Source organism: Hydrogenophaga sp. IBVHS2 (genome assembly GCF_002127215.1).
Lineage (GTDB): Bacteria > Pseudomonadota > Gammaproteobacteria > Burkholderiales > Burkholderiaceae_C > Hydrogenophaga.
The window spans coordinates 211,869-227,384 of the sequence record NZ_NFUT01000005.1 but is presented as its reverse complement, the minus strand read 5'-3'; the positions used below and the strand labels follow the sequence as shown (position 1 = coordinate 227,384).

General features: G+C 62.6%; 14 protein-coding genes. 12 read left to right on the top strand and 2 right to left on the bottom strand.

Translation table 11 applies throughout. The features are described 5' to 3' along the window. Window positions 1-410: 410 nt before the first annotated feature. Genes gmd through CAP38_RS13420 form a run of 12 tightly spaced genes read left to right on the top strand, consistent with a single transcriptional unit; the run spans window position 411 to window position 13,229 of the window. Window positions 411-1,520 (top strand): GDP-mannose 4,6-dehydratase, encoded by a 1,110-nt coding sequence (gene gmd, locus CAP38_RS13470; RefSeq protein ID WP_086121930.1) that lies wholly within the window; start codon window positions 411-413, stop codon window positions 1,518-1,520. Window positions 1,521-1,538: 18 nt separating this feature from the next. Further along, window positions 1,539-3,050, top strand: coding sequence for a lipopolysaccharide biosynthesis protein (locus tag CAP38_RS15265; RefSeq protein WP_179188555.1), 1,512 nt, complete (start codon window positions 1,539-1,541; stop codon window positions 3,048-3,050). A gap of 21 nt (window positions 3,051-3,071) precedes the next feature. After that, the gene (locus CAP38_RS13460) at window positions 3,072-3,785 is read left to right on the top strand and encodes a bifunctional 2-polyprenyl-6-hydroxyphenol methylase/3-demethylubiquinol 3-O-methyltransferase UbiG (protein WP_086121928.1); all 714 of its coding nucleotides are present in this window, start codon (window positions 3,072-3,074) and stop codon (window positions 3,783-3,785) included. Then, entirely contained in the window at window positions 3,782-4,861 is a 1,080-nt protein-coding gene (locus CAP38_RS15260) for a glycosyltransferase (RefSeq protein WP_143435831.1), read from the top strand. The genes CAP38_RS13460 and CAP38_RS15260 overlap by 4 nt, the downstream gene beginning before the upstream one ends. Next, window positions 4,830-5,849 carry a GDP-mannose 4,6-dehydratase gene (locus tag CAP38_RS13455; RefSeq protein WP_086121927.1) on the top strand — a complete coding sequence of 340 codons (1,020 nt, stop codon included), beginning with the start codon at window positions 4,830-4,832 and terminating at the stop codon, window positions 5,847-5,849. Before CAP38_RS15260 ends, CAP38_RS13455 begins: the two co-directional genes overlap by 32 nt. 7 nt (window positions 5,850-5,856) lie before the next feature. After that, on the top strand, window positions 5,857-7,095 hold the full coding sequence (locus CAP38_RS13450) for a class I SAM-dependent methyltransferase (protein WP_086121926.1): 1,239 nt from the start codon (window positions 5,857-5,859) through the stop codon (window positions 7,093-7,095). Beyond that, entirely contained in the window at window positions 7,092-8,105 is a 1,014-nt protein-coding gene (locus tag CAP38_RS13445; protein WP_086121925.1) for a glycosyltransferase, read from the top strand. The genes CAP38_RS13450 and CAP38_RS13445 overlap by 4 nt, the downstream gene beginning before the upstream one ends. Then, complete coding sequence (locus CAP38_RS13440) at window positions 8,102-9,043, top strand: glycosyltransferase family 2 protein (RefSeq protein WP_179188553.1); 942 nt, start codon at window positions 8,102-8,104, stop codon at window positions 9,041-9,043. Before CAP38_RS13445 ends, CAP38_RS13440 begins: the two co-directional genes overlap by 4 nt. 9 nt (window positions 9,044-9,052) lie before the next feature. After that, complete coding sequence (locus CAP38_RS13435) at window positions 9,053-9,778, top strand: glycosyltransferase family 2 protein (RefSeq protein WP_086121923.1); 726 nt, start codon at window positions 9,053-9,055, stop codon at window positions 9,776-9,778. 3 nt (window positions 9,779-9,781) lie between these two features. Continuing rightward, window positions 9,782-10,729 carry an NAD-dependent epimerase/dehydratase family protein gene (locus CAP38_RS13430; RefSeq protein ID WP_086121922.1) on the top strand — a complete coding sequence of 316 codons (948 nt, stop codon included), beginning with the start codon at window positions 9,782-9,784 and terminating at the stop codon, window positions 10,727-10,729. After that, a complete protein-coding gene (locus CAP38_RS13425) occupies window positions 10,707-11,273 on the top strand; it encodes a sugar transferase (protein WP_086121921.1) in 567 nt (188 codons plus the stop codon). The genes CAP38_RS13430 and CAP38_RS13425 overlap by 23 nt, the downstream gene beginning before the upstream one ends. Window positions 11,274-11,285: 12 nt before the next feature. Further along, entirely contained in the window at window positions 11,286-13,229 is a 1,944-nt protein-coding gene (locus tag CAP38_RS13420) for a nucleoside-diphosphate sugar epimerase/dehydratase (protein ID WP_086121920.1), read from the top strand. Window positions 13,230-13,440: 211 nt separating this feature from the next. On the opposite strand, the gene CAP38_RS13415 is transcribed toward CAP38_RS13420, so the two are convergent. Both CAP38_RS13415 and CAP38_RS13410 read right to left on the bottom strand, forming a co-directional pair. Next, complete coding sequence (locus CAP38_RS13415) at window positions 13,441-14,685, bottom strand: HAMP domain-containing sensor histidine kinase (protein ID WP_086121919.1); 1,245 nt, start codon at window positions 14,683-14,685, stop codon at window positions 13,441-13,443. 6 nt (window positions 14,686-14,691) lie between these two features. Continuing rightward, complete coding sequence (locus tag CAP38_RS13410) at window positions 14,692-15,408, bottom strand: response regulator (RefSeq protein WP_086121918.1); 717 nt, start codon at window positions 15,406-15,408, stop codon at window positions 14,692-14,694. Between the last annotated feature and the right edge of the window lie 108 nt (window positions 15,409-15,516).

Sequence of the window (15,516 nt, the reverse complement as noted above, 5' to 3'; positions counted from 1 at the left end):
CCACCACCGACCCCATGAAGCTCTCGGCCGAATCCCTCCGGTCGAGTACCGTGTCAAACTGTTCCCCAACCTCTACTTCTGACTGGCTCAGGAAATCGAGGGGACTTCAGGATGTCTAGCGTTGGCTACGTTGGCTTGGCTATTGGTGAAGAGAGCCGCGCCCGATGGAGTTCGGTTGCGAATGTTGGCCCCTTACCTCGTTGCAATGGGTGTGTACGCCGGAACCAACCCTTATTTCTTCAATATCGTTGGAATATCATCGCTGTTCTGTGTTTTGATTTATGTCATATGTGTCGGTACACCTAATGCTGCCACACCGGAAAAACAAGTGACATCGACCGGCTAAACTATCGCCGTTGCTCGGCCACAAGGCCCGATCGCCGCACGATTCAGCAAACCTCCACTCTCCAATGAAAAAAGCACTCATCACTGGCATCACCGGCCAGGACGGTTCCTACCTCGCCGAATTCCTGCTAGCCAAAGGATACGAAGTCCACGGCATCAAGCGGCGGGCCTCGCTGTTCAACACCGATCGCATCGATCACCTGTACCGAGATCCCCATGAAGATGGGGTCCGGCTCTTCCTTCACCACGGCGACCTGACCGATTCGTCCTGCCTGATCCGCATCATCCAGCAGGTGCAGCCGGACGAGATCTACAACCTGGCGGCACAGAGCCACGTGGCGGTGTCGTTCGAGGAGCCCGAGTACACCGCCAACTCCGACGCCCTGGGTACGCTGCGCCTGCTGGAGGCCATCCGCATCCTGGGCATGGAGAAGAAGACCCGGTTCTATCAGGCCTCCACCAGCGAGCTGTATGGCCTGGTTCAGGAGATTCCGCAGAAGGAGACCACGCCCTTCTACCCGCGCAGCCCCTATGCAGTGGCCAAGCTCTATGCCTACTGGATCACGGTGAACTACCGCGAGGCCTACGGCATGTACGCCTGCAACGGCATCCTTTTCAACCACGAGTCGCCGGTGCGGGGCGAGAATTTCGTCACCCGCAAGATCACCCGGGCACTGGCCCGCATCCGGTTGGGTCTGCAGGATTGCCTGTACCTCGGCAACCTCGACGCCAAGCGCGACTGGGGCCATGCCAGGGACTATGTCGAGATGCAGTGGCTCATGCTGCAGCAGGACCAGCCCGACGACTTCGTGATCGCCACCGGGGTGCAGTACAGCGTGCGGGATTTCGTGGATGCCGCAGCGCGTGAACTGTCACTCTCGATCCGGTGGGAGGGACAGGGGCTGGAGGAGGTAGGCTTCCTCACCGCAGTATCTGAACCGGCAGCCCAACGCTTGGTTGGCCAACCGGTGGTGCGGGTCGATCCGCGTTACTTCCGTCCGACCGAGGTGGAAACCCTCCTGGGCGACGCCAGCAAGGCACGCGCCCAGCTCGGCTGGACACCCCGCATCACCTTCGACGAGCTGGTGGCGGAAATGGCCCGCGAAGACCTGCGCTCTGCCATGCGCGACGAGCTGATGAAGCAACACGGTTACCCTGTATTCAGTCGGCATTGATCTACCTCTGCAGAAGTTGTGCTCGTGCAAGGAATAAAGTCTTCACTGATTGCATCGGTATTGTCGCGGGGCTGGTCTGCCGCGCTGGCCCTTGCTTTGGTGCCATTCGCCATTCGGTATCTGGGCGTGGAGGCTTACGGAATAGTCGGTGTTTTCGCCAGCATCTCGGCTGCCGTCGTCTTTCTGGACCTTGGGCTCGGCCCGACATTGGTCCGGATATTGAACCGACCTGATATCGATGGCATGTCCAAAACGGCCCATCGAGACGCCTTGAGGACGTTTGAGCTTACTTATGCCTGCGTTGCAATTGCTCTCTTGGTGATAGTGGCTGCACTGGCCATACCGATCAGCCTGTACTGGATCCGCGTCAACGAAATCACCACAGAAACCGCAGCCGCAGCCATTGCAATCTCAGGACTTGCATTGGCAACGCAATGGCCATCATCACTGTACAGTGCAGGACTGACCGCACTCAACAAGCAGACGCAACTTGCAATATTGACTTCTGGCACGTCAACGATCAAGTTTGTTATCACAATCACTGCACTTCATCACTCTCCTACGCTTTACGCATTTTTCTTTGCACAAATCGTCTCCAACGCCGCCCAGACTGCGGTCTTGCGCACCGCTCTTTGGTCGGCGCTCAAAAAAACGGACCATCAAGCAAGATTCGACAGCCAGATACTACGGGACTCTATCGGCTTCGCGGGCGGAATGACTGGCATAACCTTGACCAGCATTGCATTGACGCAGGCCGACAGGTTCGTTCTCAGCAAAGCTTTAGACCTCAAGGTATTTGGCGCATATGTACTGGCCGCCACCTTGGCCAGTGGGATGTACATCATCATCAGTCCAATTTACTCAGTGATGTACCCGCGCCTTTCGGCAGCATGGCAATCCAACAACAAGAGTGACTTGGCAAAGCTGTACCACTATGGTGCCGAGATCATCGCGATTACTACAATCCCACTCGCCGTAACAGGAGCGATGTACGCGGCCAATTTGCTCAACTTGTGGACGCAGGATGATTCGATCGGCGAAGCAGCCGGTTTGACTCTCGCAGCCCTGCTGATCGGGAACATGTTCAATGGCATCATGAACATGCCTTATGCGCTTCAGGTCGCGGCTGGATGGACACGACTTACACTGCTGATCAACCTAGGATCGATCGCGTTGATAATCCCACTGCTCTGGCTAGCGTCCATCCAATATGGGATGGTCGGTGCGGCTTGTGCATGGCTCGGGCTAAATTTCGTCCACCTGATAATCACACCCAGCTTGGTCCACAGATATATTCTCAGAGGTGAGATGAAGAGGTGGTATTGGGCAGGAGTGCTCAGGCCTGCGTTTACAACTGTTGCAGTAATGCTGGCCATCATTTCCTTGAACAATGCCGCCGGCCTCCATCTCCCATGGATAATCGAATCAGTATTGGTTTGGATTTCCATTACTTTGGCCATAGCAGGCAGCTCCGAATCTGTCAGAGTTGCATTGATGAAGCGCCTTTCCTCTGTTGAGCCAAGATACTGAACCCACCCTCGAAAGGACATCATGCTTCAAATTCTTCAATCAAAAGCCCAGATTTATGAGAGTCGCAAGGTGTTGCGCGCGAAGAACTGGTCAACTATCGGAGGCCTTTTCGACCGTGCCAGACGCAGATTCAAACTGGGGTCGCGCCTGGCAGTCGGAGACATGGTTAAAAGCTGGGACGTTCTACAGTCGCTGAACTTCCTTGACAAGAATCTTTCGAAACAGGATGTTGTGGTCGACTTCGGCGCTTATTGCTCAGAGGTCCCTGTTGCACTGAATAAAATGGGATTCAGCAAGGTGTATGGCGTAGATCTGAATCCCGAGATCAAACTGATGCCACATGCAGAGGACATCAACTACGTGATCAGTGATTTCCTCGAGTCCCCGCTCAAGAATCATAGCGCACAGGCAGTAACTGCAATTTCGGTCATTGAGCATGGATACCAGCCCCAGCGACTATTCAAAGAAGTTTCTCGCTTGCTGGCCGACGGGGGCTACTTCATCGCATCGTTCGACTACTGGCCAGAAAAGATCAATGTTGGTTCCACAAAGTTTTTCGGGATGGACTGGCGCATCTTTTCTCGAGAAGAAATAACAGAAATGGTGCAGGTTGCTAGTGAGTTTGGGTTGTTTCCCGTAGGCAAGATGGAGGATACGGCTGCGTCGAAGCCGATTCATTGTGCCGGTTTTGAATACACGTTTGGATGGATAGTGTTCCAAAAACGTTCAGCATGAAGGTGATGTTCATTGTGGGGACCCTTCCGCCCGGCAGGTGCGGGGTGGGCGACTACGTTCACGAATTGGCGATGGCCGTTGCGCGCGAATTTCATCAACCGGCATTTGCAGTCTCGTTTGACTCCACAGTTCAATGCAGAACCTTCATAGATGACGGACCCACAACCGAGTCGATTGGCAAAGGAACTGGCCTCGGCAGTTTGTTGAGGCTCCTCAAACAGCACAAGCCCGATATTGTGCACTTGCAATTCCCTTCTCAAGGGTTCTATGGCCGACTGCTACCGTCTGCGCTGCCCGCCATCCTTACATTGCTGCGCCACAGGGTGGTCGTGACACATCATGAAATCTACCGGGCCACAGATTGGCGCCGAGCAATGCTCCAGTCTGCGGGGTCGCGGGCAAGCATTTTTGTAAGGCCGAACTTCATCGAGCAATGCCCCAAAGTGGTCCGCCTTTTCTTGGCCTCAAAACCATGGTCATTCATCCGGAACGCGTCTCCCTTGCCCCCATTTCGCATGACTGAGGGAGCCCGGAAACGTCTGCGACTGGAATACCTTAGAGGGCGCAGTCGCCTACTTGTCTTCTTCGGTTTTGTTTATCCGAGCAAAGGGGTTGAACTGCTGTTCCAGATTGGAAACCCGGGAGCAGACCGCATCTTGATCGCCGGGAATTGTCCGGATGAGCATTACAAGGCCAAGATCAACAGCGAAGCAAGAATTAGGGGCTGGAATCCATCGGACTATGAATTGCTCGGTTTTCTCGACGGACAACAAGCATCGAACCTTCTTGCAGCTGCCGATGCTGTAATTCTCCCCTTTACGGACGGCGGAGGCGAATGGAACACCTCAATTCATGGAGCAGTGAGCCAAGGCACCTTGGTGATAACAACATCCCGCTCCAAGACAGGATTCGATCCCGATCAGAACGTTTCTTATCGCGAACCCGGCGACGTTAATGGTATGAAGGAAGACCTTGACCGCTGGAGTGGTCGTCGCGTTCCAGCGCGTGATCCACGAGCAGAATGGAGAGAGATCGCGGCTCGCCATGCAGAGATCTATGCCCGTGCCACAGGCTGAACTTCAGACTTCGACGAACCCAGATACGGGAAAAACGGCGCTGATCACCGGCATCAGCGGCCAGGACGGCCGATTCCTCAGAGCCTCGCTGCTCTCTCAGGGCTACCGCGTCGTGGGCACCACCCACCGCAAGCCTGATGGAGACACTCCCACGGATTCCGAGACGATCGCCATGCCCCTGGACGACCCTGCCGCCATCGAATCGGTGGTCCGTTCGGTGCAACCCGACGAGGTCTACCACCTGGCGGCGCGGTCTTCCAGCGCCCAGCTATTCGACGATGCCCACGCCACCGCCGTGATCAACGGACTGTCGGCCGGCTGCTTTCTGGAGGCCATGGCCCGCCACTGCCCCCAGGCCCGCTATGTGCAGGCCTGCAGCAGCGAGGTGTTTGCCGGCACCCAGGTTTCGCCGCAGAACGAGCAGACCGCATTCAGTCCGGTCAACGCCTATGGCGCGGCCAAGGCCTACGCGGCGCACCTGGTGGCGGCGTATCGGCACCACCACGGTCTGCATGCGTCCACCGCCATCCTGTTCAACCACGAAAGCCCGCTGCGGCCGCCGCATTACGTCACCCGCAAGATCAGCCACGGCGTGGCCATGATCGCAACAGGGCAGGCCAGAACGATCGAGCTGGGTCCGCTGGACAGTCGGCGCGACTGGGGCTTTGCCGGTGACCATGTGCACGCCATGTGGCTCATGACCCAGCAAGCCGCCGGCGGCGACTATGTGGTGTCCACCGGCCAGTCGCATTCGGTGCGCGAGTTCTGCGAGCTGGCCTTTGCCCGCGTGGGCCTGGACTACCGGGACCATGTGGTGGAAAACCTGGCCTGGGCCCGACGGTCCGAGGCCGCCCCGCTGGTGGGCGATCCGACCAGGGCACGCACTCAACTCGGCTGGCAACCACAACTTGACTTCGAAGCGCTGGTCCATCTGATGGTGGACAGCGACATGCAGCTGGTTCAGTCCGGCATCCCTTTCCAACCCTGACATCACCATGTACACCCCCATCCATGCCTGCCGCATCTGCGGCAACACCCATCTGGTCAAGGTGCTCGATCTCGGCGAACAGACGCTCACCGGCGTCTTCCCCAAGACACCGGATCAGGTCATCACACGCGGTCCGCTGCACCTGCTCAAGTGCACCGGCGGCGACGACTGCTGTGGTCTGCTGCAGCTGGCCCATTCGTACGACCTCGGCGAGATGTACGGCGAAAACTATGGCTACCGCTCGGGTCTGAACAAGAGCATGGTGGAGCACCTTCATGCCAAGGTGGCGCGCATCCGGTCGCTGATCGCATTGCAGCCCGGCGACATGGTCATCGACATCGGCAGCAACGACGGCACCACGCTCTCGGCTTACCCGGCCGACGGCATCACCCGCGTGGGCATCGACCCGACGGCAGAGAAATTCCGTCAGTACTACCCGGCCGATGTGAACGTGATCCCGGACTTCTTCTCGGCCCGCCTGGTCAAGGAGCGCTTCGGAGAACGCAAGGCGCGGGTCGTCACGTCCTTCTCGATGTTCTACGACCTGGAGCGGCCGATGGACTTTGTGAAGGAAGTGGCCAGCGTGCTCGATGCCGAAGGCATCTGGGTGTTCGAACAGAGCTACATGCCCCTCATGCTGGACCGCAATTCCTATGACACGGCGTGCCATGAGCACCTGGAGTACTACGCCCTCAAACAGATCCAGTGGATGGCCCAGCGCTGCGGCCTGAAGATCGTGGATGTGGAGTTCAACGATGTGAACGGCGGAAGCTTCTCCATCACCGCAGCGCATCAGACATCGCGACTGCCGGAGTCGCCGGAAGTTGCCCGCATCCTGCTGCAGGAAGCCGAGCGCGGCCTCGACACCGAGGCGCCCTACCGGGCATTTGCCGACCGCGTGGCCCGCAGCCGGGCCGATGTTCGGGCCTTCCTGGACAAGGCCAAGGCCCAGGGCAAGAAGGTGGGCATCCTGGGTGCATCCACCAAAGGGAATGTTCTGCTGCAGTACTGCGACATCACGGCGGCCGATGTGGTGGCGGTGGGCGAAGTGAACCCCGACAAGTTCGGCTCCTTCACCCCGGGCAGCCTCATCCCCATCATCGACGAGGCACAGCTGCTGGCCATACAACCGGACTACCTGCTCGTGCTGCCGTGGCATTTCCGGCCGTTCTTCGAGAAGCGCTTCGGCCAGCTCACCAGCAAGCTGGTGTTTCCGCTGCCCGAGCTGGAGATCGCGGGACAATGAGCGGCCAGCCGCTGCTGTCGATCTGCATCGCCACCCGTAACCGGGGGTCTTATCTGGCCAGGGCACTGGCCCGGCTGAAGGCCATCGACGGCGACGACATCGAGGTGGTGGTGGTGGACGGCGCCTCCAGCGACGACACCGCTCAGGTGCTCCGTGCTGCAGCCGCGCACGATGCCAGGCTGCGGCATGAGACGCTGGCCACCAACGGTGGCCTGGACCGTGACTTCAACCGCGCAGTCGAAAACGCCACCGGTCGATACGTCTGGCTGTGCTCGGACGATGACGACATCCTGCCAGGGGCTATCGACCGAGTTCGATTGGCCTTGGCAGACGAACCTTCGCTGGTGGTGGTGGATGCAGTGGTCATGAGCTCCGACCTGCAAGATGTGCTCACGCCCAGGCGAATGGAAGTGTCTGAAGACCGGCGTGTCGCCCCGGGGGACTCAGACACCTTGATGACGCTCACAGGACTGCATCTTTCCTTCATTGGCGGCGTCGTCATCGACAGAGCTTTGTGGATGACGCGGGATCGAGAATCCTATTTCGGATCCTACTTTGTCCACTTTGGCGTCATCTTCCAGGCGCCTCTGCCAAGGCATGCCATGGTGCTGAAGGAGCCATGCATAGCCATCCGGTATGGAAACGAGAGCTGGACCGCCCGCAGCTTCGAAATCTGGATGTGGCTCTGGCCTCGTCTGGTCTGGTCAATGTCGACATGCTCGGACGACTCCAAACAAAAGGTCTGTCTTCAACATCCATGGCGATCCGCTCGACAACTGCTGGCCTTTCGCGCACGGGGAGCACTTACGAGCACTGAATATGCGCGCTTGCGGCAGCTGACACCCATGAAATGGATTGACCATTTGCGTATCTGCAGCGTGTTGGCGATGCCCGGGGTCTTGATCAACTGGGCTCTGACCGCTCAATTGATGAGAGCGGAGCACCCGTCGAAGCAGGCTCTGGTGGACCTGAGGAACAGCCGATTTGCTGGATGGAGGAAGCGGCAGTGAGCCACACGCTGACAGGCAGCAATGCCCAACATGCGCCGACGATTCTGCTGGCCACTTACAACGGCTCGCGCTACATCAACCCATTCCTGGACAGCCTGGAGGCACAGACGCATCAGGCTTTCAAGCTGCTGGTCCGCGACGATGGCTCCACCGACGGCACGCTTGATGCGGTGATGGCGCGCCGGGGACGTCTGAACATCGAGGTCGTGCCCACCGCCCACCGTGCCGGTGCCGCGCGCTCCTTCATGGAGCTGCTGCAGCATGCGGGCAATGACCACAGCGCCTACCTGTTCGCCGACCAGGACGATGTCTGGCTGCCGGAGAAAGTGGAACGTGCCGTGAAGGCACTGAGCGATGCAGGGGATACGCCTACGCTCTACTGCACCCGCCAGCAGCTGGTGGATGCCGAGCTCAAGCCCCTTGGTCTGTCGGCCACCCCACGCTGGCTGGATGTTCACAACGCCGCCGTCGAGAACGTGGTGACCGGCTGCACCATGGGCATCAACAGCGCCTTGCGCGACCTGGTGCTGCAGGACGACATGCCGGTGGGCTACCGCATGCACGATGCATGGATGTACCTGGTGGCCAGTGCCCTGGGTCAGGTGATTCAAGACCCATGGCCCTCGGTCCTGTACCGGCAGCATGGCAGCAACACGGTGGGGGCCAGCCACAGCCGCTGGCAGTCTGTCATGTCCAGCGTGCGGCGCGTGCTGGCATGGGACGACCAGACAGCGCCCTACTCCGGGCCGGCACAGGCCTTCCTGAAGCAGCATGGACATCGACTGAGCGATGCCGTGCGCCGGGATCTGCAGCTGCTGCGCGGCCCCGACTGCACCATCGCCGAACGTTTGAGGCTGTGCTTCCTTTCGGATTTCAAACGGCAACGCCGCACCGACCATGTCATCATGCGGCTCCTATTTCTGCTCGGCAGATTCTGAGACGGCGCCATGACCACGCCCCGACTGACCGTGTCCATCGTAAGCCACGGACACCACCGCCATGTCGAAGCACTGCTGAACGACCTGAACCAGGTGACCCAGCTGGACTTCGAGGTGATCCTCACCGTCAACATACCGGAGCCGCCGATCCCCGAGTCGGGCTGGCGCTTCCCCCTGCAGACCGTGCACAACCCCAGTCCACTGGGCTTTGGCGCCAACCACAACGCCGCGTTCGAGCGGGCACGGGGCGACTACTTTCTGGTCCTGAATCCCGATATCCGTGTCGAGCCTGGCGCCTTCGTGCCGCTGCTGTTGGCGTATGAAGACCCCCGAATCGGCCTTTGTGCGCCGGTGGTGGTCAATGATCAGGGGCAGACAGAAGACAGCGTACGCCGCTTTCCCACGCTGTGGCGCCTGATCAAGCGAGCGGTGACCGGCCACCACGACACCGTGACACTGAAGCCGGGGCGCCTGAATCCGGTGGACTGGGTTGCCGGCATGTTCATGCTGTTCCGGCGTGAAGCCTTCGCCAGCGTGAAGGGTTTCGATGCGGAACGCTTCTTCCTCTACTATGAAGATGTCGACATCTGCCAGCGCCTGCACCACCAGGGCTGGCAGGTGGTGGTGCAGCCGGCTGCTTCGGTGGTGCACAACGCTCAGCGCAGCAGTCACCGCCAGCTCCGGTTTGCGCTCTGGCATGCCACCAGCGCCGCCCGCTTTCTGCTGCGCATCTGATCCATGGCGACACCCATCACCCGCCTGGCAGTCACCGGCAGCAGCGGTTTCATCGGTACTCGTTTGTGCGGCCGGGCCGCCGCACTGGGGATCGACGTGTTGCCCGTATCCATCCGGCCGGAATCTCCGTCGTACGGAGCGCTGGAGCGCCACAGCCCGCATGATCCCCCACAGGCGCTCGTGCATCTGGCTGCACGGGTGCATGTGATGAACGAGTCTGCGGCCGACCCCCTGACCGCCTACCGACGGGTCAACCTGGACGGTACGCTGGCACTCGCACGGACGGCGGCGCAGATAGGCGTAGGCCGCTTCGTCTTCGTGAGCTCGGTCAAGGTCAATGGCGAATCGACCCTGCCCGGGCAACAGTTCGGACCCGAGCCCTGCGAGCCACCCGACGACCCCTACGGTCGGTCCAAGTGGGAAGCCGAACGGGCCCTGCGTGAATTGGCCGCCAGGACCGGCATGGAAGTGGTGATCGTCCGCCCGCCGCTGGTCTACGGACCCGGGGTGCGCGCCAACTTCCAGAGCCTAGTGTCTGCGGTGCGCCGAGGGCTGCCGCTGCCGCTGGCACTGGCCACCCGCAACCGGCGAAGTCTGGTCGGCGTGGACAACCTGGTGGACTTGCTGCTGACCTGTGCCACACACCCGGCCGCTGCCGGACAGACGTTCATGGCCAGTGACGGCGAGGACATGTCCACGGCCGAACTGTTGCGCCGCATAGGCCTAGCCATGGGCCGGCCTGCCCGGCTGTGGTCGATGCCACTGTCACTGTTGCAACTGGGCGCCACACTGGTGGGACGAGGGGGCATGGCGCAGCGATTGCTAGACAATCTGCAGGTGGACATCCGCCACACCCGCAACACACTGAACTGGACGCCACCGCTGTCCGTGGACGAAGGTCTGCGGCGGGCCGTCCAGCCAGAGCTTCATGACCCTCAAGCGCCTGTTTGATCTCGCCATCGCCCTGCCGGCCGCCCTCATCCTGGCGCTGCCCATCGCCCTGGTGGCGCTGGCGGTGCGGCTGACCTCTCCCGGCCCGGCGCTGTACTGGAGCGACCGCGTCGGCCGCCACAGCCGCATCTTCCGCATGCCCAAGTTCCGCAGCATGCGCATCGATACGCCGGCCGTGGCCACGCACTTGCTGGAGAACCCGGCGCAATGGCTCACGCCCATCGGGCCTTTCCTGCGAAAGAGCAGCCTGGACGAGCTGCCCCAGCTCTGGAGCATCCTGCGCGGCGACATGAGCTTTGTGGGACCTCGGCCTGCCCTGTTCAACCAGGACGACCTGATTGCTCTGCGCACCGAGGCGGGCGTGCACGAGCTGGTGCCGGGCCTGACCGGCTGGGCGCAGGTGAACGGGCGCGACGAGATTCCGATTCCGCAGAAGGTGGCGCTGGACGCCGAATACCTGCGCCGCCAGAGTCTGGCCTTCGATCTGCGCATCTTGTGGCTGACCGCCGTGAAGGTGCTGCGCAGCGACGGTGTGAGCCACTGACACCCCATCCACATGACGCCCCATCCCGACACCTCGGCCACCGCGTCCGCGCTGCTGGAATTGCCTCGCCCGGTCAAGCGGCTGCTGGCGGTGCTGGTGGACGCATCGCTGTGCACCCTGGCGGTGTGGGTGGCGCTGTACCTGCGGCTGGAGGTCTGGCTGCGACTGGAGGGGGCCTACCTGTGGGCAGTGGGCATCTCCATTGCGCTGGCCATCCCCCTGTTCATTCGCTTCGGCCTGTACCGCGCCATCTTCCGGTACGCGGGCTGGAACGCCACCGTGGCCCTGGCCCAGGCCATGGCCTTGTATGGCCTGTTCTATGCCACCGTGTTCACGCTGGTGGGCATTCAGGGCGTGCCGCGCTCGGTAGGTCTGGTGCAGCCGCTGTTGCTGCTCGTGTTCGTGGGCCTGAGTCGGCTGGCCATCCGGCTGTGGTTGGGTGGCCTGTATCGGCACCTGCTGGCCGAGAAGGCGCGACCGGGGGTACTGATCTATGGCGCCGGGGAAGCCGGTCGACAGCTCGCCGCCGCCCTGGCCCGCAGCACCGAATACCGGCTGGTGGGCTTCGTGGACGACGATCCGCGCCTGCAGGGCCGCAGCCTGGACGGGCGTGACGTGCACAGCCCCGACCACCTGGACCAGGTGATCGAGCGCGAGGGCGTGAACGATGTGCTGCTGGCCCTGCCCTCCATCGACCCGGTGCGGCGCCGCCAGATCGTGGACCGGCTGCGCGCGCACCCGGTGCATGTGCGCACCCTGCCCGGGGTATCCGACCTGGCCTCGGGCCGGGTGAGCCTGAGTGACCTGCGGGAGCTCGACATCGAGGATCTGCTGGGCCGTGCCCCGGTCAGTCCCGATCCTGTGCTCATGGGCCAGCTGATTTCAGGCCATGTGGTGGCCGTCACCGGAGCGGGCGGCAGCATCGGCAGCGAGCTGTGCCGCCAGATCGTGCAGCAACGGCCGACCACCCTGCTGCTGATCGAGCAGAGCGAGTTTGCGCTGTACGCCATCCACCACGAACTGCAGGCGCTGGTGCAGCGCAGCGCCATGGCAGGATCGGTTCAGCTGGTGCCGTTGCTCGCCTCGGTGACCGACCGCCCCCGCATGGACGCCATCCTGCAATCCTGGCAGCCTCATACGCTGTACCACGCCGCTGCCTACAAGCATGTGCCGCTGGTGGAGCACAACCCGGTGCAGGGCATCCGCAACAACGTCTGGGGCACCTGGTGTTGCGCAGAGGCGGCCCGCGGTGCAGGGGTTCGCCATTTCGTGCTGATCAGCACCGACAAGGCGGTGCGCCCCACCAACATCATGGGCGCCAGCAAGCGCCTGGCGGAGATGGTGCTGCAGGCCATGGACAGCGAAAGCGGCGCTGGAACCACGCGCTTCTGCATGGTCCGCTTTGGCAACGTGCTGGGCTCCAGCGGGTCGGTGGTGCCGTTGTTCCGCCAGCAGATCGCAGCCGGTGGCCCCATCACCCTGACCCACCCCGACATCACCCGCTATTTCATGACCATCCCGGAGGCGGCCCAGCTGGTGATGCAGGCCGGCGCCATGGCCACGGGCGGCGAGGTGTTCGTGCTGGACATGGGAGAGCCGGTGCGCATCATGGACCTGGCACAGCGGATGGTTGAACTCTCCGGCCGCACGGTGAAGACACCGGACCGGCCTGATGGCGACATCGCGATCGAGATCACCGGCCTGCGGCCTGGCGAGAAACTCTTCGAGGAACTGCTGATCGGCGACAACCCCCAGCCGACATCCCATCCGCGCATCATGAAAGCCCACGAGCAACAGCTGGCGGCGCCGATCCTTGAGGCGGAGCTGGAGCATCTGAATGCTGCCATGGAATCCGGCGACCTGAGAACGGTGCGCGCCCTGTTGCAGAAGCTGGTGCAGGGCTATCAGCCGGAAACCGACATCGTCGACTGGCTGCACCTGCGGGCAGGCGCATGAAAAAAAAGCCACCTCGCGGTGGCTTGTATCAAGTCCCCTGAAGGACGTCGTTGGAAATCGTTGATCCCCCGGTGCCGGGGCGGCTGGTCTGGGCCAACTTGTCAGGTTGTGTGACAGCAACAGTGTGATTTTGATGGGCTGGCTGCGTTCTGGATATCCCCAGAACGGGGGAAGCGGTGCGGGAAAGGGGCGGGGTTTCCCCGGGGGCGGCTCAGGGCAGGGGCAGCCGGACCTCGAACCGGGCGCCACCCCCTGGCCGGTCGGTCACGCGCACGGTGCCGCCATGGCGTTCGGTGATGGTGCGCACCAGCGACAGGCCCAGGCCCACGCCGCCTTCGCGCTCGCTGGCACCCGGCAGGCGGTAGAACGGCTCGAAGATGCGTTCACGCTGGTCGGCCGGCACGCCGGGGCCGTGATCGTCGACGCAGACCAGAGCCAGGCTGCGGCCCTGCTCGGTGACCGAGCGGACACTCACCTCGACGTCGGCGTCGGTCGCGCCCTCTGCACGGCCGTAGCGCCGGGCGTTCTCCAGCAGGTTGCGCAGCAGGCGGCGCAGCAGCCGGGCATGGCCCTGCACCACCAGTTCACCGCTGCCTTCGTCCATCTCCAGCGCGGCCCCGGTCCGGGCGCACTCTTCAGCGGCCAGACCGACCAGGTCCACGTCTTCCTTGGGTCCCAGGGCCGCCGGATCGGCGCCATCGCGCAGGTCCAGCCGGCTGGCGAGCAGGATTTCGTCGATCAGCTGGTCCAGTTCGTCGATGCTGCGCGCGACCTCGGCCCGCTGCATGGCGTGCCCTGCGTCGTTGCCCAGCAAGGCCAGGCCCATGCGGATGCGGGCCAGCGGCGAGCGCAGTTCGTGCGAGGCATTGGCCAGCAGCGTCTTGTGCGACTGCAGCAGCGTCTGCACCCGCTCGGCAGCGGCATTGAAACGGCCGGCCAGAAAAGCCACCTCGTCCTGCCCGGTCTCGGGCAGCCGGGTGGACAGATCGCCCGAACCCCAGCGCTCCACGCCCTTCTGCAGGGTCTCCAGCCGCTTGGTCAGGCGTCGCACGATGGGGTAGGCGCCGAGCGCCACCGCGAAGGCCACCAGGCCCAGCAGCCAGGCAAAGCCGGCGGGGGTGAGCAGCCAGTCGGGGGCGCGTGCCGGTGAAGGAGCGCCGGTCCGGTTGGGTCGTGGCAGCAGCACGTACAAGACCTGGCCATCGTTCATGCGCACCTCGAACTGCCAGCCTTCGCCGGGGATGCGGACTGCGCGGGTGGGGGCATCGCCCAGCACGGCGCCGGTGCCGTCGCGCACGATCACGGTCCGGGTGACGCGGGCCTCTCGCTCGGCCCGGTCGCGTTCGAGTGCCTGCTGCCAGAGCCAGCCCACCACCAGGGTGAGCACCGTGACGGCCGCCACCACGGCCAGCCAGATGCGCAGGTACAGGCGCTGACCGAAGACGGCAAAGCTCATGCGGCTTCAGTCCTGCTGCTTGGCAAACACATAGCCCACGCCGCGCACGGTGAGGATGCGCTTGGGGTCCTTGCTGTCGTCCTCGATGGCGCTGCGGATGCGGCCGATGTGCACATCGATCGAGCGGTCGAAGGCTTCAAGCTCGCGGCCGCGCACCGCTTCCATGATCTGGTCGCGGGTGAGCACCCGGCCCGCCCGCTCTGCCATGGCCACCAGCAGGTCGAACTGGTAGGAGGTGAGCTCGCAGGGCCGATCGGCCACGGTCACGGTGCGGGCATCGCGGTCGATCTCCAGCGAACCGAAGCGCATGATGGGCGTGATGCGGCTGGCGGCGCCTGCGCCAGGCTCGCCCCGGCGCCGCAGCACGGCGCGCACCCGGGCCAGCAGCTCGCGCGGCTCGAAGGGTTTGGGCAGGTAGTCGTCGGCGCCGATCTCCAGCCCGATGATGCGGTCCATGGGGTCGCCCTTGGCGGTGAGCATGAGCACCGGCGTGCGGGCCAGTTCGTCCGGCAGGGCGCGGATGCGGCGGCAGACCTCCAGGCCGTCGATGCCGGGCATCATCAGGTCGAGGATCACCATCTCGGGGTGGATCAGCCTCAGCTGCTCAAGCCCCTGCTCGCCGTCGGGCGCATGCGCCACCTCGAAGCCGGACTGGCCCAGGTACTCGGCCACCATCTGCGCGAGGCGGCGGTCGTCTTCGATCATCAGCAGGCGGGGTGTCATGCGGGTCGTGGGTGCAAAAGGAATGACGAAGCCCGGATGCTCGCGGCAGCAAATGAAGCTGCGCTGCGCCCGGCGTGAAGATTTGTAAACCGGCGGCGGCTTGTACCC